This is a genomic window from Streptomyces lomondensis (genome assembly GCF_014651035.1).
Classification (GTDB): Bacteria; Actinomycetota; Actinomycetes; order Streptomycetales; family Streptomycetaceae; genus Streptomyces; species Streptomyces lomondensis.
The window spans coordinates 851,276-870,438 of sequence record NZ_BMWC01000002.1; the positions used below are offsets into that span (position 1 = coordinate 851,276).

Genomic DNA, 19,163 nt, shown 5'->3' on the forward strand with positions numbered 1-19,163 from the left:
CATCAGTCCCCTCGCCCAGTCCGCCACCGCGATGCATATCTCCACCCGACTGCTTTTCTAGGACGCGTCGCCCCCGCCGCGCAACCCGATCATCGTGTCAGTGACCTCCCCCACGGCCGCCCGCCGAAACGTGCGCTGAAACATCTGTCCGCAGGATCTTCGCAGCCTCTGACCACGCCGGGCCGTTTGAGCTGTGTGTATCAGGTCCCAGTCTCGCAGACGCCGGCGGGCCCGGGGCCGGTTGTCCCACCCGGGGGTTTCGTCGTCCCGCCCGAGGGTTCCCGTTGTCCCGCCCGGGGATTCCCGTTGGCGTCCCGCCCGGCAGTCCCCCTCGCCCCGCCCAAGGCCCCCGGTCGTCCCACCCCCCCTCCCCGCCACCCCCCTGGCCTACCCTGAACAGGTCACTGGCACCCGGAGCCCGACAACGTCGGAGAAGGTCGGAGAAGTCGCAGGTCATGAGCGAACTGGCATATCCGTATGAAGCACCGGCCTCGCAGGCTCTGTTCGACCGTGCGGCGGCCGTCACACCCGGTGGCGTGAACTCGCCGGTGCGGGCCTTCCGCGCCGTCGGCGGCACACCCCGGTTCATGGTGTCCGGCACCGGGCCGTATCTGACCGATGCCGACGGGCGGGAGTACGTCGACCTCGTGTGTTCCTGGGGGCCCATGATCCTCGGGCACTCGCACCCCGAGGTCATCGCCGCCGTGCAGGACGCCGTCGCCCGCGGTACGTCCTTCGGTACGCCCGGTGAGGGCGAGGTCGCGCTCGCCGAGGAGATCGTCGCCCGGGTGGAGCCGGTCGAGCAGGTGCGGCTCGTGTCCAGCGGGACCGAGGCGACCATGTCCGCGATCCGGCTCGCGCGCGGGTTCACCCAGCGCAGCAAGGTGATCAAGTTCGCCGGGTGCTACCACGGGCACGTCGACTCGCTGCTCGCCGCGGCGGGCAGCGGCGTCGCCACCTTCGCGCTGCCCGACACCCCGGGCGTCACCGGCGCCCAGGCCGGCGACACCATCGTCCTCCCCTACAACGACCTCGACGCCGTACGGGAGGCCTTCCGGGCCCACCCGGGTGAGATCGCCTGCCTGATCACCGAGGCCTCCCCGGGCAACATGGGCGTCGTCCCGCCCGCCGACGGGTTCAACCAGGGGCTCAAGGACCTCTGCGCGGAGAACGGCGCGCTGTACATCTCCGACGAGGTCATGACCGGCTTCCGCACCAGCCGCGCCGGGTGGTTCGGGATCGACGGTGTCGTGCCCGACCTCATGACCTTCGGCAAGGTCATGGGTGGCGGCTTCCCCGCCGCCGCTTTCGGTGGGCGCGCTGACGTGATGGCCCACCTCGCCCCGGCCGGGCCCGTCTACCAGGCCGGCACCCTGTCCGGGAACCCGGTGGCCACCGCGGCCGGGCTCGCCCAGCTGCGGCTGCTCGACGACGCCGCCTACGGCAAGGTCAACGCCGTGTCCCGGGAGATCCAGGGCCTCGTCACCGACGCGCTGACCAAGGAGGGCGTCGCGCACCGGCTGCAGACCGCCTCCAACATGTTCTCCGTGTTCTTCACCGACCGGCCCGTGCGGAACTACGAGGACGCCAAGGCGCAGGAGTCGTTCCGCTTCACCGCCTTCTTCCACTCGCTGCTGGCGAACGGCGTCTACCTGCCGCCGTCGTCCTTCGAGTCCTGGTTCGTGTCCACCGCGCACGACGAGCGGGCCGTGCAGCGGATCGCCGACGCCCTCCCGGCGGCGGCCCGGGCGGCCGCGGAGGCAACGGCATGAGCGGCGAGGCGAGCGGCGACATCACCGTCGTCCACGTCATGCGGCACGGCGAGGTCGCCAACCCGGACGGCATCCTCTACGGCCGGCTGCCCGGCTACCACCTGTCCGAGCTCGGCCGCCGCATGGCCGACCGGGTCGCCGAGCACCTGGCGGCGCGCGATGTGACGTACGTCGTCGCCTCGCCGCTGGAGCGGGCGCAGGAGACGGCCGAGCCGATCGCCAAGGCGCACGGGCTGGACCTCGCCACCGACGAGCGGCTGATCGAGGCCGGCAACATCTTCCAGGGGAAGACGTTCGGCGTCGGGGACGGGGCGCTGCGCAGGCCCGGCAACTGGAGACACCTGGTCAACCCGTTCCGGCCGTCCTGGGGCGAGCCGTACGTGGACCAGGTCGTGCGGATGATGAGCGCGCTGAGCGCGGCGAAGGACAAGGCCCGCGGGCACGAGGCGGTCGTGGTCAGCCACCAGCTGCCGATCTGGATCGTGCGGTCGTACGTCGAGCGGCGGCGGCTGTGGCACGACCCGCGCAGGCGGCAGTGCACGCTCGCCTCGCTGACGACCTTCACGTACCAGGGCGACCGGATCGTCTCCGTCGGCTACACCGAGCCGGCCCGCGATCTCGTCCCGGCGCATCTCCTGGCCGGCGCCAAGCCGGTCAAGGGGAAGGACAAGGCCTTCGGCGCGTGAGCCCGCGGACGCCCTGAAGCGGGCGTTCAGCGAGCGCGTGAGCCCGCGCAGGGGGTGTTCGGCAGGCGCGTGAGCCTTTGCCGTTCGCCCCCTTCTGCTCGCTTATGATCCCTCCGTTACGGAAACCGCACATTTCAGCGGAACCTCCCTGTTCATCACATCCTCTGACTGGGTGACCAGCACGATGCGATGAATCGGGGATGCCATGCGCGCTCTCACCCGCAGGGGAATGCTCGGAATCGGCGCGGGAGCCGCCGCCGTCTCGCTCGCCGGCTGCGCCGGCCTCACGGGGTCGGACGAGTCGAGCCACGCCGACGGTTCCGGCGGCGACAAGACCCAGGGCGGATCCAAGCCCAAGCCCGCCGCCCGGCCCATCGGCGACGGCTCCACCGCCTACACCGGCAAGCAGCCCCACCAGCCGGGCAGGCCGGAGCCGCTGGAGCCGGGTCAGGCCCCGCCGCAGTTCGTGGTGTTCTCCTGGGACGGGGCCGGCGAGGTCGGCAACGGCCTCTTCCCGCGCTTCCTGGACCTCGCCAAGGAGCACGGCGCGAGCATGACCTTCTTCCTTTCGGGGCTGTACCTGCTGCCCGAGTCGAAGAAGCGCCTCTACGACCCGCCGAACAACCCGCGCGGCGCCTCCGACATCGGCTACCTCACCGACGCGCACATCAAGGACACGCTGGCGAACGTCCGCCGCGCCTGGCTGGAGGGCCACGAGATCGGCACGCACTTCAACGGGCACTTCTGCGGCGAGGCCTACGGCTCGGTCAAGAACTGGACGCCGCGGCAGTGGCGCAGCGAGATCGACCAGGCGAAGTCCTTCGTGACGGAGTGGCGTACCAACACCGGCTGGCGGGACCTGCCGCCGCTGCCGTTCGACTACGACAAGGAGCTCGTCGGCGGCCGTACGCCCTGTCTGCTCGGCCAGGACAACCTGCTGCCCACCGCCCGTGAGCTCGGCTGGCGGTACGACGCCTCCTCCCCGGGCGGCCGTCAGGTGTGGCCCGTGAAGCGGCAGGGGATCTGGGACCTGCCGTTGCAGCAGATACCTTTCCCCGGCCGGGGCTTCGAAGTCCTCTCCATGGACTACAACATGCTGGCCAACCAGTCCCTGAACTCCACCAAGGCGCCCGCGCACAACTACCCGGGCTGGCGGGAGCAGTCGGCACAGTCGTACATCCAGGGATTCAAGCGGGCATACGAGACAAACCGGGCGCCGTTCTTCATCGGCAACCACTTCGAGCAGTGGAACGGCGGCATCTACATGGACGCCGTCGAGGAGGCCTTCAAGCACATCGCGCGGGAGAAGGAGAAGGGCGCCGATGTGCGACTCGTCTCTTTCCGGCAGTACGTCGACTGGATGGACGCGCAGCGGCCCGAGGTGCTCGCCAAGCTGCGTACCCTCGACGTCGGACAGCAGCCGGCAGGCGGCTGGCGGGAGTTCCTGAAGGCGACCCCCACGAGCTCGGGTACACCCTCCCAAAACGCCGCCTGAAATGCGGTTTTCCGCCCGCAAGGGGGGTGGGCGAGATCCCCAGAACGGACATGCGAAACTTTTCACATGAGTGCCGCCAGCCGCGCCCCCCTGCGCTCGACCCGCACCCGCCGCACCCTCACGGGCCCCCGCCGCGCCGCCCTGCTCACCGCCGGTGCCGCGGCCGTCGCGCTGATGCTGTCCGCGTGCAGCTCGGGCGGGACGTCCAGCGGAGGCGGTGACACCAACTTCGTCCTCGGCAAGGACGGCATCGCCACCGCGGACAAGGGCGAGCGCGCGAAGGCCCCGGACCTGTCCGGCAAGACCGTCGACGGCAAGCAGCTCGACGTCGCCGCCTACAAGGGCAAGGTCGTCGTCGTCAACGTCTGGGGCTCCTGGTGCCCGCCCTGCCGCGCCGAGGCGCCCGGCTTCGAGAAGGTCTGGAAGGACCTCGAGGGCAAGGGCGTCCAGTTCGTCGGCATCAACACCCGCGACACCAGCACGGGCCCGGCCCTGGCCTTCGAGAAGGCGTACGGCATCACGTACCCGAGCCTGTACGACCCGACGGGCAAGCTGATGCTCCGCTTCGAGCGCGGCACCCTCAACCCGCAGGCGATCCCCTCCACTCTCGTCTTCGACCGGGAGGGGAAGATCGCCGCCCGCTCGCTCCAGGCGCTGAGCGAGGAGAAGCTCCGCAAGATGATCGCCCCGGTCCTCGCGGAGAAGTGACGTGACCTCGGCAGTCACCACGCTCGCGGCGACGGGCTACAACGGCACGGTGCTCAACGGCGCCCTGCTGGTGGCCCTGCCCATCGCGCTGCTCGGCGGTCTCGTCTCCTTCTTCTCCCCGTGCGTCCTGCCGCTCGTCCCCGGCTACCTGTCGTATGTGACCGGCGTCACCGGCACCGACCTCGCCGAGGCCCGGCGCGGGCGGATGGTCGCGGGCGCCTCCCTGTTCGTGCTCGGCTTCACCGCCGTGTTCGTCTCCTCAGGGGCGCTGTTCGGCTACTTCGGCGACACGCTCCAGGCGAACCGGGGCGTGCTGTCCAAGGTGCTCGGCGGGCTCATGATCCTCATGGGCGTGTTCTTCATGGGGCTGATGCCCTGGATGACCCAGCGCGAGTTCCGCCTCCACAAGCGGCCCGTGACCGGGCTGGTCGGGGCGCCGCTGCTGGGCGCGCTGTTCGGGATCGGCTGGACGCCCTGCATCGGCCCGACCCTCGCCTCCGTGCTGGCGCTCTCCTCCAACCAGGGCAGCGCGGGCCGCGGGGCGATTCTGACCGTCGCGTACTGCCTCGGCCTCGGGCTGCCCTTCGTGCTCGCCGCGGTCGCCTTCCGCAAGGCGCTCGGTGCCTTCGGCTGGGTCAAGCGCCACTATGTCTGGGTGATGCGCCTGGGCGGCAGCATGATGATCATCACCGGTCTGCTGCTGCTGACCGGCGCCTGGGACCGCATCGTGCAGGAGATGCAGACCTGGTCCAACGGCTTCACTGTGGGGATCTGACCGATGAGCAAGACCAGCACCACCGACCCGGCCCCCGCCGGCGGCCCCGAGGACCAGGACCTCGGCGACGCCGGAGCGCAGCTGTCCACCGCCCCCAAGGAGGACGGGCCGGGCCTGCCCTCGCTGGGCGTCATCGGCTGGGCCCGCTGGTTCTGGCGGCAGCTCACCTCCATGCGGGTCGCGCTGCTGCTGCTCCTGCTGCTCTCGCTCGGCGCGATCCCCGGCTCGCTCATCCCGCAGACCGGCATCGACGCCACCAAGGTCGCCGAGTTCCGCAAGAACAACCCGACCCTCGGCGACGTCTACGACAAGCTCGGGATGTTCCACGTCTACAGCTCGGTGTGGTTCTCCGCGATCTACATCCTGCTGTTCGTCTCCCTCATCGGCTGCATCGTGCCCCGCACCTGGCAGTTCGTCGGCCAGCTGCGCGGCCGCCCGCCGGGCGCGCCCCGGCGCCTGACGCGGCTGCCCGCCCACACCACGTGGCGTACGACGGCCGAGCCCGAGCAGGTCCGCGAGGCCGCGCTCGCCCTGCTGAAGAAGCGCCGCTTCCGCGCGCACCTCGCCGGTGACGCGGTCGCCGCCGAGAAGGGCTACCTGCGCGAGGTCGGCAACCTCGTCTTCCACCTCGCCCTGATCGTGATGCTGATCGCCTTCGCCTGGGGCCAGCTGTTCAAGGCCGAGGGCTTCAAGCTCGTCGTCGAGGGCGACGGCTTCTCCAACACCCTCACCCAGTACGACGACTTCAAGTCCGGCAACCTCTTCACGCAGGACGACCTGAACCCCTTCAGCTTCCGCCTGAAGGACTTCGAGGGCACCTACGAGGAGAGCGGCCCGAACCGGGGCACCCCGCGCACCTACCAGGCGACGGTCGACTACAGCGTGGGCGCCTACGGCAAGGACCAGCACAAGACCATCAAGGTCAACGAGCCGCTCACCATCGGCGACACCAAGGTCTACCTCGCCAGCCACGGCTACGCCCCCGTCGTCACCGTCCGGGACGGCAAGGGCGACGTCGTCTACCGCGACGCCGTGCCGCTGCTCCCGCTGGACGGCTTCGCGACCTCCTCCGGCGCGATCAAGGTCATGGACGGCTACCGCAACGCCAAGGGCCAGAAGGAGCAGCTCGGCTTTCAGGCCTTCTTCGTGCCCACCTACCACGGCGGCGCGATGGTCTCCCAGTTCCCGGCGCTGCTGAGCCCGGTCCTCGCGCTGAACGCCTACCACGGCGACCTCGGGGTCGACTCGGGCCTGCCGCAGAGCGTGTACCAGCTCGACAAGACCAACATGAAGGAGTTCAAGGACTCCCAGGGCAAGCTGCTGAAGAAGCTGCTCAAGCCCGGCCAGACCATGCAGCTGCCGAACGGCGCCGGCTCGATCACGTTCGAGAAGGACATCAAGGAGTGGGCGCAGTTCCAGATCACCCAGCAGCCGGCCAGCGGCTGGGCTCTGGGCGGCGCCGTCGCCGCGATCTTCGGCCTGGCCGGCTCGCTGTTCATCCAGCGCCGCCGCGTCTGGGTGCGCGCGGTGCGGGGCGCCGACGGCGTCACCGTCGTCGAGATGGCCGGCCTCGGCCGCAGCGAGTCCGCCAAGGTCCCCGAGGAACTGGGGGACCTCGCCGGGATCCTGTACGACCAGGCGCCCGCAGCGCCCGACCCCGCAGATTCCCCCGACCCCGACCAGGAGCCGGGCACCACAACCCCCGTACCTGCCGAAGGGGCTGAGAAGAAGTGACGCTCGCCGCCGCGACCAACGAACATCTCGCCAATATCAGCAACACGCTGATCTACTCCGCGATGGCTGTCTACACGCTGGCCTTCTTCGCGTACATCGCCGAATGGCTCTTCGGCAGCCGCAGCAAGGTCGCCCGGACCGCCGCCGCGCTCACGGCCAAGTCCGAGGCGAAGAAGGCGCCCGCCGTGACGGTGAACCAGGCGGGCGGCACCGCCGTGCTGGAGCGGCCGAAGGTCACCGTGCGGGCCACGGCCGGTCAGCGCGACGTGCCGGACGGGCCCGGGGCGCACGGCGGTGACGAGCAGGGCGACCTGTACGGCCGGATCGCCATCTCCCTCACCGTGCTCGCCTTCCTGATCGAGCTGGGCGGCGTCATCGCCCGCGCGGCCTCGGTGGAGCGGGCGCCGTGGGGCAACATGTACGAGTTCAACATCACGTTCTCCACGGTCGCGGTCGGTGTGTACCTCGGGCTGCTGGCGCTGAAGAAGAACGTGCGCTGGCTCGGTCTGTTCCTGACCACCACGGTCCTGCTCGACCTGGGCCTGGCCGTCACGGTCCTGTACACGGCCAGCGACCAGCTGGTCCCCGCCCTGCACTCGTACTGGCTGTACATCCACGTCTCCACGGCGATCTTCTGCGGCGCGGTCTTCTACGTCGGCGCGGTCGGCACGATCCTGTACCTCTTCAAGGACTCCTACGAGAACAAGCTCGCGAGCGGCGGCACGCCCGGCACCTTCGCGACCTCGGTCCTGGAGCGGCTGCCCTCCTCCGCCTCCCTCGACAAGTTCTCCTACCGGGTCAACGCGGCCGTCTTCCCGCTGTGGACGTTCACGATCATCGCGGGCGCCATCTGGGCCGGTGACGCCTGGGGCCGCTACTGGGGCTGGGACCCCAAGGAGACCTGGTCCTTCATCACGTGGGTCGCCTACGCCGGCTACCTGCACGCCCGCGCGACGGCCGGCTGGAAGGGCCGCAAGGCCGCCTACCTGGCCCTCATCGCCTTCGGCTGCTGGCTGTTCAACTACTACGGCGTGAACATCTTCGTCTCCGGCAAGCACTCCTACGCGGGCGTGTAGCTCCCGTACCGTCGAAGGCCGGTTCGCGTGACCTGGGTCACGGGAACCGGCCTTCGGCGTACGGACAGGCAAAGAGATGTGGATACGAATCTGCGAAGACGCGTCCGCGCGGGGGATCACGACGCCTTCGGCGACCTCTTCGACGCGTACGCGCGCTCCGTCTACAACCATGCCTACCGGCTCACCGGCGACTGGGCGAGCGCCGAGGACGTCGTCTCGCTGACCTTCCTGGAGGCCTGGCGGCTGCGCCGGAAGCTCGACGAGGACGGCGGTTCCCCGCGCCCCTGGCTGCTGGGCATCGCCACCAACGTCACGCGCAACACCCGCCGCGCCGCCCGGCGGCATACGGCGGCCGGTCGCCCGGCTGCCGCGCGAGGAGCCGGTGCGGGACTTCGCCGACGAGGTCGCGGCCCGCGTGGACGACACGGCTCAACTGGCCCTCGTACAGGTGGCGTTACGGCACCTGCGGCGCGCCGAGCGGGAGGTGCTCGCGCTGTGCGTATGGTCCGGGCTGGACTACGCGGCGGCCGCCGAGGCGCTCGGGGTGCCGGTGGGGACCGTACGGTCACGGCTGTCGCGGGCGCGGACAAAACTCGCGAAACATACGGCGTACCGAGCACCCCGCCCCGGCCCGGAAGCCGTCCAGGTGGCCGCGGACCGCGCTGGTGGCGTCCGCGGCCGCCGCCGTGGCCGCGACCCTCGTGGTCGCCCTGCCGTCCGACGAGTCCGCGGCACCCGCCTCGAAGGAGGCCGCGGCCCTGCTGGAGGACATCGCGCTGGCGGCGGAACGGGCCGACGAACCGGCCGGTATCAAGGACGACCAGTTCGTGTACATCAAGAGCAAGGGCGGCTGGACCACCCAGAACGGCGACGGGCCCGCGAAGCTGGAGCCCGTCCGTCAGCGCGAGATCTGGCTGTCGGTGGACGGCTCACAGGCCGGCATGCTGCACGACCCCGGCGTCAGGTCCGACCACGAACTGCTGGAGAAGCCGGCACCCGGCGCCCCGTCCGACACCACCTACCGCCACCTCCAGACCCTCCCCACCGACCCCGACAAGATGTACGACTGGCTGAACAGCGTCAGCGAGGGCAGCGACAGCAAGGACGAGGCGAACTTCGTCCTCGTCGGCGACCTCGCCCGCGAGTCGCTGATGCCGCCCGCCCAGGCCGCCGCGCTCTACCGGGCCGCCGCGAAGATCTCCGGCGTCTTCGTCGTCGACGACGCGGTCGACGCGGCCGGACGGCACGGCGTCGCGGTCGCCCGGATCGACGACGGCGAACGCGTCGAGCTGATCTTCGACCGGAAGACGAAGGAGTTCCTCGGCGAGCGCGAAGTGGCGGTCGAGGACCTCGAGTACGGCTTCGAGAAGGGAGAGGTGACCGGCCGCTTCGCCGTCCTGGAGCGGGCCGTGGTGGACCGGCGGGGCCAGCGCCCGTAAGGGCACCTCACCGCCTGGTGTGAGGGGCGCGGTCCGCGACCGACAGGATGATGTCGCGCAGCCGGTCGGCGTACAGCCGCAGGTTCTTGTGGGCGACGTCGGTGTCCGGGTGGCGGGCGGCGAACCACAGCCCCTCGTGGAGCCGGGTGACCCAGGCGCAGACCTGGTCGCCGTACGACACCCGGATCAGGCCGTAGGCGTTCCGCTCGGTCCAGCTCGTGGAGTGCGGGATGTCCCGGGTGTCGGTGAACGACACGATCGAGTACATGTCGGGGGAGGTGGGCCGGAAGTCGGCGCCGAGCAGCCGCAGCACCCGGGCGAGCGGCATGCGGGCCAGCGGGCGGGTGGCGTGCAGCGCGGCGCGTACGGTCGTCAGCGCGGCGGGGAAGTCGGGCGTCCGGGCCACGGGCACCTCGATCGGCGCGCCGCCGACGTACCAGCCCACGGAGTCCGAGTACGCGGACTTCGCCCGGGTGTGGAAGGGCACCACGGTGCGGTAGACGGGCTCGCCGCCGATCTCGTGGACGATCAGGGCGGTCGCCGCCAGCAGGCCGACCAGGGTGCCGCCGCAGGGGCGGCAGTACGCCTCGAACGCGGCGGCGGCGTCCGCGTCCACGAGCATCTCGCGCATCAGCTTCTGGGTGGGCAGCGCGCCGCCGGGTTCCAGGCCGAGGTCGACGGGGAAGCCCGGCAGCCGCCCGTCGCAGCGCTGGATGAACTCCCGCCAGCGGGCGACGGTCTCGTGGTCGGCGTCGATCCGGTCCGCATCCGCCCGCTCGGCCTCGCAGAAGTCGACGTAGCTGCTGACCGGGGTCTGCTCCGGGGTGCGGCCGGTGCGGTGGGCGGCGTACAGCTCGTGGATCTCGGCCGGGAGGCGGTAGATCGAGAACGCGTCGACGTTGCTGTGGTCGAAGGCCATGTACACGCTGGTGCAGTCGTCCCGGACGACCGCCGCGTAGATGAGGTTGGGCCAGCGCAGCGCGTCCGCCGTGGTGTCGAAGCGGTGCTGGAGGTGCCGGGCCAGGGCCGCCGGGTCGCCGAACTCGCCGACGTCCTCGCGGTGGAGGGACACGGCGTCGGCGTCGAGGGTGAAGCGGCGGATCGCGTCGCCGGGGCCGCCCGCCCAGCGGAAGCCGCTGCGCAGCGTCTCGTGCCGGAGGGTCCAGCCGCGCAGCGCCTCGCCCAGCGCGTCGAGGTCGGCCCGGCCCGGGAGGTCGAAGGCCGCGCCGATCCAGGTCGGCACGAACAGGCCGTCGTCGCGCACGGTCCGCGCGGTCCGCAGATGCGACTCCTGGATGTAGGCGGGCGGCCGGGAGTCCTCCGGCAGGTCCTTCGCCGTCGCGACGGTCGCCGGACTGAGCGTCCATTCGACGAGTCGTCCAGGCCGGACCTCGCAGCGCTGGATGTCAGTCATTCGCACGGGGCGTCTCCGTTCGCAGTTGGGACAGACCCGATCAAGGGAATGCCGAGCCCGCGACCGGCCACACCGGGTGTCGCCACATTTCAGGGGAACGGATGGCATGTCGAACGGCGATACGGGGCCACGCCGTCGCCCTCGGTTGACGGCGCTCGGCATACCAGCCGATCAGCGGCTCTTTCCGGGTTCAGGCGCCGATGTCCTCGTTCCAGAGCGCCGGGTGCCGGGCGATGAAGTCGCGCATCAGGGCGGTGCAATCGGCGTCGTCCAGCAGCACGATCTCCACGCCGTGTCCGGCGAGCCAGTCGTGGCCGCCGTGGAAGGTGGCCGCCTCGCCGATCACCACACGGGAGATGCCGAACTGCCGGACCAGCCCGGAGCAGTACCAGCAGGGGGACAGGGTCGTCACCATCGTCGTGCCCCGGTACGAGCGTTGCCGCCCGGCCGCCCGGAAGGCCGCCGTCTCCGCGTGCGTGGAGGCGTCGTCGTCCTGGACGCGCCGGTTGCGGCCGCAGCCCAGCAGGGTGCCGTCGGCGCCGTAGAGCGCGGCACCGATCGGAATGCCGCCCTCGGCGAGCCCGGCGCGGGCCTCCTCGAGGGCGGTGGCGAGCCAAGCGCGTGCCTGTGCGTGATCCATGAGGTCACTCTGCGGCCACCCGGGCAGGGGGGCAACGCGCGGCGGCTCCCACCGCCCGGTCACGCGTCACCGGCGCCCGGCCGGTCCCGCTCCCCCTCCCCCTGCCCCCGGGCCACCGGTGCCGTCGTGGCCCGGGGGATCAGCTGCGTCGGCAGGACGACGTGCCGCCCCTGCTCGCCCTCGGGGTCGTCGATGAGCTTCAGCGCCAGCTCCCCGGCCTGCCGGCCCATCTCCGACGGTGACTGCGCGACCGTGGACAGGTCGAACCAGTCGGCCGGCGGCTGGTCGTCGAAGCCGAGGACGGAGATGTGCTCGGGGACCGCGATCCGCGTCCTGCGCAGGTTCCAGACCAGGGCGACGGCGACCTCGTCCTGCTCGGCGAAGACGGCGGTGGGCGGCTCGCGCAGGCTCAGCAGCGTGCCGAGCACCTCGGCGGCGGCGCGCTTGCTGCCGGCCCGGGTGGCCACCACCAGGTCGTCGTCGAGCGGCACCCCCGCTTCGATGAGCGCCTGCTGATAACCCACCAGCCGTTCTTCGGAGCTGAAGGAGAAGCCCCGCGCACCCGTGGTCTGGACGAAGGCGATCCGGCGGTGGCCGAGGTTGAGCAGGTGGCGGGTGCCGTGCAGGGCGCCGGCGACGTCGTCGGCGTAGACGCTCGGCCGTCCGTCGACGTGCCGGCTGACGTAGATCACCGGCATGCCGAGGTCGTCCAGCCGGGCGGTCTCCTCGTCGGTGAGGTCGAAGGAGAACACCAGGAGCGCGTCGGCGTTGCGGCGGGCCGGGAGGTGCTGGAAGAACGCCGTGCGCTCGGCGAGGTCCGGGATCTCGTAGACGCTCAGCTGGAGGCCCGCCGCGCGCAGCAGCGTGGCCAGGCTCGACAGGGCGGAGCCCATGAACCACGAGTCGAGCGTGGGCACCAGCACCGCGATCGTCCCGGTCCTGCCCGTGACCAGGCTCGCGGCCTGCCGGGACACGGCGAAGTTCAGCTCGCGCGCGGCCTTCTCGACACGGGCGCGGACCTCCGGCGAGACGGTGGACAGCCCGCGCAGCGTGCGCGAGACGGTGGAGGTGGAGACCCCGGCCCGTTCGGCGACGTCGGCCATGGTGGGGTGCCGCTGAGCTGGTGGCATGAGCGGACGCTAGCAGCGGCCGTGTCGGTCGTGCGGGGCGCGTAAAGCAGTTGACCGTCCCCGGTCGCCCTCGGGCACGATCACGGTTCCGCCACCGTCCGCCGCCCGCACGAGAAGGAGCCCGCCATGCCCGCAGCCCCGTTCCCGGACCTCACTCGCCCCGGCACGCTCGTCATCGGCACGCGGCACGCCGACGGCCCCGACCGTCAACGGGCCCTCGTGGAAGCCGAGTCAGGAGCACTCGCCACCCCGCCGCCCGGCCTCGCCGCGGTCAGCTGGTTCCTGAGCACGGACGGGGAGACCGTGCTGACGCTCGCCCAGTGGGACGACGACACGGCGGTTCCGCTCGCCGGTCCGCCCCGCTACCGCCTCGACCGCAGCCTCGCCGAAGAGCACGAGACCCGTGTCCCCGGCTGCCTGATCACCGCCGCCTTCGATGTCGACGGGCCCGAGCGGCAGCGCCACTTCACCGACGCGGTGATCGCGGCCCAGCCGCGTGAAGGCGGCCACCCCGGGGCCGTCTCCGCCCACTTCCTGCACAGCGTCGACGGCAGCCGGGTGCTGCTCTACACCGAGTGGACCAGCGCCGAGGCCCACCAGGAGGCCGCCGAGGCGGGCGACCACGACAAGGGGCACGAGCTGTTCTCGGGGACACCCGGGGTGCGGCTCACGCACGGGGGGCGGTTTCATCTCCGGCACGCGCTGCGGTGGGGGCCCGCGAGGTGACCGGCCGCCCCGGGCGTCATGCCGTCCGCCGCGCGGCGCTCACTTCGTCCCCACCACCCGCAAAGCCCCCACCACCAGTGCCCGCGTCACCGCCACCACCTCCCGCAGCGACACCCGTTCCGCCGCGCTGTGGGCCACCTGGATGTCCCCCGGCCCGAATTGCAGCGTCGGGATTCCGGCCCCGGCGTACAGCCGCAGGTCGCTGCCGTACGTCGCACCGCGCTCGCGCAGGGCGGGGCCGCCCGTGGTGTCGGCCCAGGCGCCCCGCAGGATGCCGGGCAGGGGGTGGCCCGGCGGGAGGCGGCCGGGGGCGAATTGGCCGCCGGGCCAGGTCACGGTCGGGGGGTGGTCGCGGAGCCAGGGGTCGGTGGCGCCGGCCTCGGCCACGCACTGCTCCAGGGCGTGGCGCGCCTCGGCCGGGTCCTCGTCGAGGCGTACGCCGAGCCGGCCCTCGGCGACCAGCAGGTCGGGCACGCTGCTCGCCCAGTCGCCGGAGCGCACGGTGCCGACGGACAGGGCGTAGGGGATGGGGTACTCCGCCAGCAGCGGGTCGGGGTCGGTGTTGCGTACGGTCTCCAGCCGGGCCAGGGCCCGGTGCAGCGGCAGGTACGCGTCGATCGCGCTCACGCCACGCTCCCGGGAACTGGCGTGGGCGGCCCGGCCGGGGACCGTGACGCGGAACGTCAGGGCACCGGCGTTGGCGGTGATCAGCGTGCCCGCGGTGGGCTCGGCGATGACGCAGGCGTCGCCGCGGTGCCCCCGCCGGAGGGTGCCGAAGGCGCCGAGGCCGCCGTCCTCCTCGCCGACGACGAAGTGCACGGCGATCCGGCCGCGCAGCCGGATCCCGGCCGCGCGGATCGCGGCCAGCGCGGCGAGGTGCGCCGCCAGCCCGGCCTTCATGTCGCAGGCGCCGCGCCCATGGACGACGTCCCCGGTCACCCGGGGCGTGAACGGGTCGCCGTCCCAGGCGCCGAGGTCGCCGGGCGGTACGACGTCGACGTGGCCCTGGAGGATCAGGGTGGGCCCGTCGCCGCCGTCCGGTGTGGTGCCGACCAGGCCCCAGGCCTCGTCGCGGGGTGCCTCCGTGCCCGGGAAGTCCGGGTCGGCCCGCAGCGCCGGCAGGTCCATGGACCACAGGTCGGTGTCCAGGCCGAGCCGCTCCAGCCGGGCCGCCAGCAGGTGCTGGAGCTCCGACTCGGCGGGGCTGCCGGTCACGCTGGGTACGGCTATCAGCTCCCGCAGGGTGCGGGCCAGGGCCGCCTCGTCGATCTCCGCCAGGGCGGCGGCCTCCTCGTCACTCAGCACGCTGCCGGTCCTCCCCTCACCCAGGGCGCGGCGATCGCAGCCCCGCACGCATATCTGCTCAGCCCGGCCCGTTCATACGCGGCGAGGCGGCCCGGATACGGCGAGGCGACCCGCATGCGGCGAGGCGACCCGGATGCGGCGAGGCGGCCCGCATGCGGCGAGGCGACCCGGATGCGGCGAGGCGACCCGGATGCGGCGAGGCGGCCCGTGTGGGCGGGTGCGGGTGTCAGTCGATCCCGCCGCCCACCGTGAACCCGATCACCGACCCGCCCCCGTCCCGCCGGAACGCGAACGGCGCTCCCCCGTGCGCGAGCGCCACCTCGCGGACGATGGACAGGCCCAGGCCGGAGCCCGGCAGGGAGCGGGCGTCGGCCGCGCGGTAGAAGCGGTCGAAGACCCGGTCGAGGTCCTTCTCGGCTATGCCGGGGCCCCGGTCGAGGACCTCGACGCGGATCACGCCGGGCCGGGCGGGCCCGGCGACGGCGATCTCGACGGGGGCCGTGCCGCCCTGGTCGAACTTCACCGCGTTCTCGACGAGGTTGGACAGCGCCCGGGTCAGCATCCCGGGCCGGCCGTCGGTCGTGGTGTCGCCGCTCGCACGCAGCACGATCCGCCGGCCGCTGCGGCGCCGGGCGAGGCCCGCCACCTCCTCCGCGATGTCGGCCAGATCCACCCGCTGCGGCGGTTCCGTGTCGGACTGCCCGGCCGCGAGGTCGACCAGCTCGTTGACCAGGTCGGTCAGTTCCCGGGCCTCCTGGCCCAGGTCGGCGACGAGTTCCTCCCGGGTCTCCGGCGGCAGTTCGTCGATCCGGCGGAGCAGGGAGATGTTCGTCCGCAGCGAGGTCAGCGGCGTACGCAGCTCGTGGCCCGCGTCCTGGACCAGGCGGCGCTGGTCCTCCTCGGACTGGGCGAGCCGGCCCAGCATGCGGTCGAAGGCCCGCCCGAGCCGGCCCACCTCGTCGTGGCCGGCGACCGGCACCTGGATGCCGAGGCGGCGGGTGCGGGCGACGTCCTCGGCGGCGTCCGTGAGCACGACCAGGCGGCGCGTGATCCGCCGGGCCAGCCACCAGCCGAACAGCCCGGCGCCGATCACCACGGCGGCCATCAGGAGGAGCGTGCGCTGCTGGAGCGCCCGCAGCAGGTCCTCGACGTCGCTGAACTCCTGCGCGACCTGCACCGCGCCCCGGCCGCCGCCGAGGGAGACGGTCGCGACGCGGTAGACGTCGTCGCCCACGTCGACGTCCCGGTGCTGGACCACCCGCCCGGAGACGGCCGCGGCGGCGATCCGCACGTCGGCGCCGGTGACCGGCAGCCCCGGACGGCCCGGGTCGACGACATGCCCGTCCGGGCCGAGCACCTGCACATCCGTCCGCGCGGGCCGCACCAGGTCGTGGCCCGGCGCGGCGGACGAGAAGTCGCCGGGCGTCATCCGGTTCTGGCTGACCTCGTCCCGCAGGTCCTGCACGACCTCGTCGAACACCGTCTGCTGGTCCACCCGCACCAGCCGGGCCGCCGCGCTGTAGGACAGGATGCCGACCAGGATCGTCACGGCCGCCGTCACCGCCGCGAACGACACCGCGAACGTGGTGCGCAGCGAGACCAGTCCCGGCCGCCGCCCGGCCAGCAGCCGGCGGAGGCGGCCCACTCAGTCCTCCCGCAGCACGTAACCCACGCCGCGCACCGTGTGGATCAGCTGCGCAGCGCCCGGCTCGTCGAGCTTGCGGCGCAGGTAGCCGACGTAGACGGCGAGGTTCTTCGAGCCGGGCCCGAAGTCGTAGCCCCAGATGCGGTCGTAGATCGTCGAGTGGTCCAGGACGATGCCCGTGTTGCGGACCAGCAGCTCCAGCAGCTCGAACTCGGTGCGGGTCAGCTCCAGCTCGCGGGCGCCCCGCCAGGCCCGGCGGGCCTGCGGGTCCATGCGGATGCCGGCCGCCTCGATGAACCGCTCGAGGACCGGCCTGGGCGCCTCGGCGGGCGCGGTCGCGCTCCCGACGCCGACCGGGCTGGTGCGGCGCAGCAGGGCGCGCAGCCGGGCGAAGACCTCCTCCACGTCGAAGGGCTTCACCACGTAGTCGTCGGCGCCGGCGTCCAGGCCGGCGATCCGGTCGGCGGTCTCCACGAGGGCCGTCAGCATCAGGATCGGCGTCCGGTTGCCCTCGGCGCGCAGCACGCGGCACACCTGGAGGCCGTCGATGCCGGGCATCATCACGTCCAAGACGAGGACGTCCGGACGGTTGCGGTGGGCCTGCGCCAGCGCCTCGACCCCGTCGGCGACCGCCATGACCTGGTAGCCCTCCAGGGTCAGGGCGCGCTCCAGGGCGTTGCGGATGGCGCGGTCGTCTTCGGCGAGCAGCACTGTTTGGGGCACGCGTCCAGTGTGCCCCGCCGCCGGGTTTCCGGGACCGGATGAGCTGCACCGGAGCGTCCTTCTTACTGGCCTCTCACCAGGGGTCACGCAACCCCAGGCCGGGTGCCTACCGTCCTCTCACCCTCGGGCCCGCGCGAGCCGGGAGGCGTGCGTCGGCGCGTCCGGCACGTCCGCCGGGCGGCCGACGGCGAACTCCTTGCGCAGCACCGGTACGACCTCCTCGCCGAGCAGGTCGATCTGCTCCAGCACGGTCTTCAGCGGCAGCCCGGCGTGGTCGACCAGGAACAGCTGCCGCTGGTAGTCGCCGGCGTACTCGCGGAAGGCCAGCGTCTTCTCGATGACCTGCTGCGGGGAGCCGACGGTCAGCGGCGTCTGGTCCATGAAGTCCTCCAGCGACGGCCCGTGCCCGTACACCGGGGCGACGTCGAAGTAGGGCCGGAACTCGCGCACCGCGTCCTGCGCGTTCTTCCGCATGAACACATGCCCGCCGAGCCCGACGATCGCCTGCTCGGGCGTGCCGTGCCCGTAGTGCGCGTACCGCTCCCGGTACAGCTCGACCATGCGCCGGGTGTGGTCGGCCGGCCAGAAGATGTTGTTGTGGAAGAAGCCGTCGCCGTAGTACGCGGCCTGCTCGGCGATCTCCGGCGAGCGGATCGACCCGTGCCAGACGAACGGCGGTACGCCGTCCAGGGGGCGGGGCGTGGCGGTGAAGCCCTGCAAGGGTGTGCGGAACTTGCCCTCCCAGTCGACGACGTCCTCGCGCCACAGCCGGTGCAGCAGGGCGTAGTTCTCGATCGCGAGCGGGATGCCCTGCCGGATGTCCTGCCCGAACCAGGGGTAGACCGGGGCGGTGTTCCCACGGCCCAGCATCAGATCCACCCGGCCGTCGGCCAGGTGCTGGAGCATCGCGAAGTCCTCGGCGATCTTCACCGGGTCGTTGGTGGTGATGAGGGTGGTGGCCGTGGAGAGGATCAGCCGCTCGGTGCGGGCGGCGACGTAGCCGAGCATGGTCGTCGGCGACGAGGGCACGAACGGCGGGTTGTGGTGCTCACCGGTCGCGAAGACGTCGAGCCCGGCCTCCTCGGCCTTCAGCGCGATCGCGACCATGGCCTTGATCCGCTCGCGCTCGGTCGGTGTCCGGCCAGTGGTGGGGTCGGGCGTGACGTCGCCGACGCTGAAGATCCCGAACTGCATGCTCGCTCACCCTCCAGGTTGTTTACTCTTCAACCATACAGTGGAGTGGTGTCCGGAGCACTGCACCTCAGAAGTGGTACGGGTCCCCGGTGTCCAGGACGAGTACCCGCTGCCGGTCGTTCCCCCGGTGACGGTCCACCGCCCCGCCGCCCCACACCGTCTCCAGCTCCACCACCACCTCCGACGGCGCACCCAGCACCCGCACCCGCAGGGCGATCCGCTCCCCCGCCCCGTCCGCCGGCAGCGCCCCCGTCCGGCACAGCACCACCTGCCGCCCCGACCGCGCACACCCCTCCGGCAGCTCCTGCCGGTCGGTCAGCGGCGCGGACCACCGCAGCCGCACGGTCGCGTCCGCGACGGGGGCCGGGCCGTGGTTGCGCGGCGTGAACGCCAGATCGACGAGCCCGGCGGACATGACGGCGAACCCGTGATAGGCGAGATCGGCCTCGGGCGCGGCACCGCCGACCGCGGCGGCGCGGCCGCCCTCGGACCCCACCGCCCCTGCCTCCGCAGGCACCCCCGCCCCCACCAGCAGCCCCACCACGACCGCGCCCCACACCACACCGATCCGCACTCTCCCCATACCGCCCACTCCTCAGCCGCCGGGACACCCGCGCACTCGTATGCGCACTGGCACTCGCACTGCGATGTATCCCACGCGGAGCACCCCGCAGGCGCCGTCCATCAGGTGACACCGCGCC

General features: G+C 72.2%; 17 protein-coding genes and 1 pseudogene. 10 read left to right on the forward strand and 8 right to left on the reverse strand.

Annotated features, from left to right (window positions below):
• Nucleotides 1-455 precede the first annotated feature (455 nt).
• From hemL to IE255_RS11365, 9 genes and pseudogenes are all read left to right on the forward strand, one after another.
• Nucleotides 456-1,772, forward strand: coding sequence for a glutamate-1-semialdehyde 2,1-aminomutase (gene hemL, locus IE255_RS11325; RefSeq protein ID WP_190050032.1), 1,317 nt, complete (start codon nt 456-458; stop codon nt 1,770-1,772).
• Complete coding sequence (locus IE255_RS11330) at nt 1,769-2,458, forward strand: histidine phosphatase family protein (protein ID WP_190050033.1); 690 nt, start codon at nt 1,769-1,771, stop codon at nt 2,456-2,458. The genes hemL and IE255_RS11330 overlap by 4 nt, the downstream gene beginning before the upstream one ends.
• Nucleotides 2,459-2,663: 205 nt before the next feature.
• Nucleotides 2,664-3,953 carry a polysaccharide deacetylase family protein gene (locus IE255_RS11335; RefSeq protein WP_190050034.1) on the forward strand — a complete coding sequence of 430 codons (1,290 nt, stop codon included), beginning with the start codon at nt 2,664-2,666 and terminating at the stop codon, nt 3,951-3,953.
• 66 nt (nt 3,954-4,019) lie between these two features.
• Entirely contained in the window at nt 4,020-4,661 is a 642-nt protein-coding gene (locus IE255_RS11340; protein WP_190050035.1) for a TlpA family protein disulfide reductase, read from the forward strand.
• 1 nt (nt 4,662) lies between these two features.
• Entirely contained in the window at nt 4,663-5,436 is a 774-nt protein-coding gene (locus IE255_RS11345) for a cytochrome c biogenesis CcdA family protein (protein ID WP_190050036.1), read from the forward strand.
• 3 nt (nt 5,437-5,439) lie between these two features.
• Complete coding sequence (gene resB, locus IE255_RS11350) at nt 5,440-7,170, forward strand: cytochrome c biogenesis protein ResB (RefSeq protein WP_190050037.1); 1,731 nt, start codon at nt 5,440-5,442, stop codon at nt 7,168-7,170.
• Nucleotides 7,167-8,246 carry a c-type cytochrome biogenesis protein CcsB gene (gene ccsB, locus IE255_RS11355; RefSeq protein WP_190050038.1) on the forward strand — a complete coding sequence of 360 codons (1,080 nt, stop codon included), beginning with the start codon at nt 7,167-7,169 and terminating at the stop codon, nt 8,244-8,246. Before resB ends, ccsB begins: the two co-directional genes overlap by 4 nt.
• Nucleotides 8,247-8,336: 90 nt before the next feature.
• A pseudogene (locus IE255_RS11360) lies at nt 8,337-8,928 on the forward strand (RNA polymerase sigma factor); the annotation flags it as partial.
• Nucleotides 8,912-9,685: a CU044_5270 family protein gene (locus tag IE255_RS11365; RefSeq protein ID WP_229906360.1), complete on the forward strand. Its 774-nt coding sequence runs from the start codon at nt 8,912-8,914 to the stop codon at nt 9,683-9,685. The pseudogene IE255_RS11360 and the gene IE255_RS11365, both read left to right, overlap by 17 nt.
• 7 nt (nt 9,686-9,692) lie before the next feature.
• On the opposite strand, the gene IE255_RS11370 is transcribed toward IE255_RS11365, so the two are convergent.
• From IE255_RS11370 to IE255_RS11380, 3 genes are all read right to left on the reverse strand, one after another.
• Entirely contained in the window at nt 9,693-11,105 is a 1,413-nt protein-coding gene (locus IE255_RS11370; RefSeq protein ID WP_190050039.1) for a condensation domain-containing protein, read from the reverse strand.
• Between the two features lie 184 nt (nt 11,106-11,289).
• Nucleotides 11,290-11,739, reverse strand: coding sequence for a nucleoside deaminase (locus tag IE255_RS11375; RefSeq protein ID WP_190050040.1), 450 nt, complete (start codon nt 11,737-11,739; stop codon nt 11,290-11,292).
• A gap of 59 nt (nt 11,740-11,798) precedes the next feature.
• Nucleotides 11,799-12,842, reverse strand: a complete 1,044-nt coding sequence (locus IE255_RS11380) for a LacI family DNA-binding transcriptional regulator (protein ID WP_190050122.1) — start codon at nt 12,840-12,842, stop codon at nt 11,799-11,801.
• Between the two features lie 153 nt (nt 12,843-12,995).
• Between IE255_RS11380 and IE255_RS11385 the strand changes: the two genes are divergently transcribed.
• Nucleotides 12,996-13,595 (forward strand): antibiotic biosynthesis monooxygenase, encoded by a 600-nt coding sequence (locus IE255_RS11385; protein ID WP_190050041.1) that lies wholly within the window; start codon nt 12,996-12,998, stop codon nt 13,593-13,595.
• Nucleotides 13,596-13,634: 39 nt separating this feature from the next.
• On the opposite strand, the gene IE255_RS11390 is transcribed toward IE255_RS11385, so the two are convergent.
• From IE255_RS11390 to IE255_RS11410, 5 genes are all read right to left on the reverse strand, one after another.
• On the reverse strand, nt 13,635-14,900 hold the full coding sequence (locus tag IE255_RS11390) for an ArgE/DapE family deacylase (protein ID WP_190050042.1): 1,266 nt from the start codon (nt 14,898-14,900) through the stop codon (nt 13,635-13,637).
• Between the two features lie 226 nt (nt 14,901-15,126).
• Nucleotides 15,127-16,545 (reverse strand): HAMP domain-containing sensor histidine kinase, encoded by a 1,419-nt coding sequence (locus tag IE255_RS11395; RefSeq protein ID WP_190050043.1) that lies wholly within the window; start codon nt 16,543-16,545, stop codon nt 15,127-15,129.
• Nucleotides 16,546-17,268: a response regulator transcription factor gene (locus IE255_RS11400; protein ID WP_190050044.1), complete on the reverse strand. Its 723-nt coding sequence runs from the start codon at nt 17,266-17,268 to the stop codon at nt 16,546-16,548. It lies immediately after the preceding gene.
• A 117-nt stretch (nt 17,269-17,385) separates the two neighbouring features.
• A complete protein-coding gene (locus IE255_RS11405) occupies nt 17,386-18,462 on the reverse strand; it encodes an LLM class flavin-dependent oxidoreductase (protein ID WP_190050045.1) in 1,077 nt (358 codons plus the stop codon).
• A 67-nt stretch (nt 18,463-18,529) separates the two neighbouring features.
• Nucleotides 18,530-19,045 (reverse strand): hypothetical protein, encoded by a 516-nt coding sequence (locus IE255_RS11410; RefSeq protein WP_190050046.1) that lies wholly within the window; start codon nt 19,043-19,045, stop codon nt 18,530-18,532.
• Nucleotides 19,046-19,163 lie beyond the last annotated feature (118 nt).

Bases quoted from the DNA above. Each gene is read 5' to 3' on its own strand.
- IE255_RS11385 (WP_190050041.1), top strand. From the start codon at position 12,996: ATGCCCGCAGCCCCGTTCCCGGACCTCACTCGCCCCGGCACGCTCGTC.
- IE255_RS11340 (WP_190050035.1), top strand. From the start codon at position 4,020: ATGAGTGCCGCCAGCCGCGCCCCCCTGCGCTCGACCCGCACCCGCCGC.
- IE255_RS11380 (WP_190050122.1), bottom strand. From the start codon at position 12,842: ATGGCCGACGTCGCCGAACGGGCCGGGGTCTCCACCTCCACCGTCTCG.
- IE255_RS11335 (WP_190050034.1), top strand. From the start codon at position 2,664: ATGCGCGCTCTCACCCGCAGGGGAATGCTCGGAATCGGCGCGGGAGCC.
- IE255_RS11405 (WP_190050045.1), bottom strand. From the start codon at position 18,462: ATGCAGTTCGGGATCTTCAGCGTCGGCGACGTCACGCCCGACCCCACC.
- IE255_RS11410 (WP_190050046.1), bottom strand. From the start codon at position 19,045: ATGGGGAGAGTGCGGATCGGTGTGGTGTGGGGCGCGGTCGTGGTGGGG.
- IE255_RS11330 (WP_190050033.1), top strand. From the start codon at position 1,769: ATGAGCGGCGAGGCGAGCGGCGACATCACCGTCGTCCACGTCATGCGG.
- hemL (WP_190050032.1), top strand. From the start codon at position 456: ATGAGCGAACTGGCATATCCGTATGAAGCACCGGCCTCGCAGGCTCTG.
- IE255_RS11375 (WP_190050040.1), bottom strand. From the start codon at position 11,739: ATGGATCACGCACAGGCACGCGCTTGGCTCGCCACCGCCCTCGAGGAG.
- resB (WP_190050037.1), top strand. From the start codon at position 5,440: ATGAGCAAGACCAGCACCACCGACCCGGCCCCCGCCGGCGGCCCCGAG.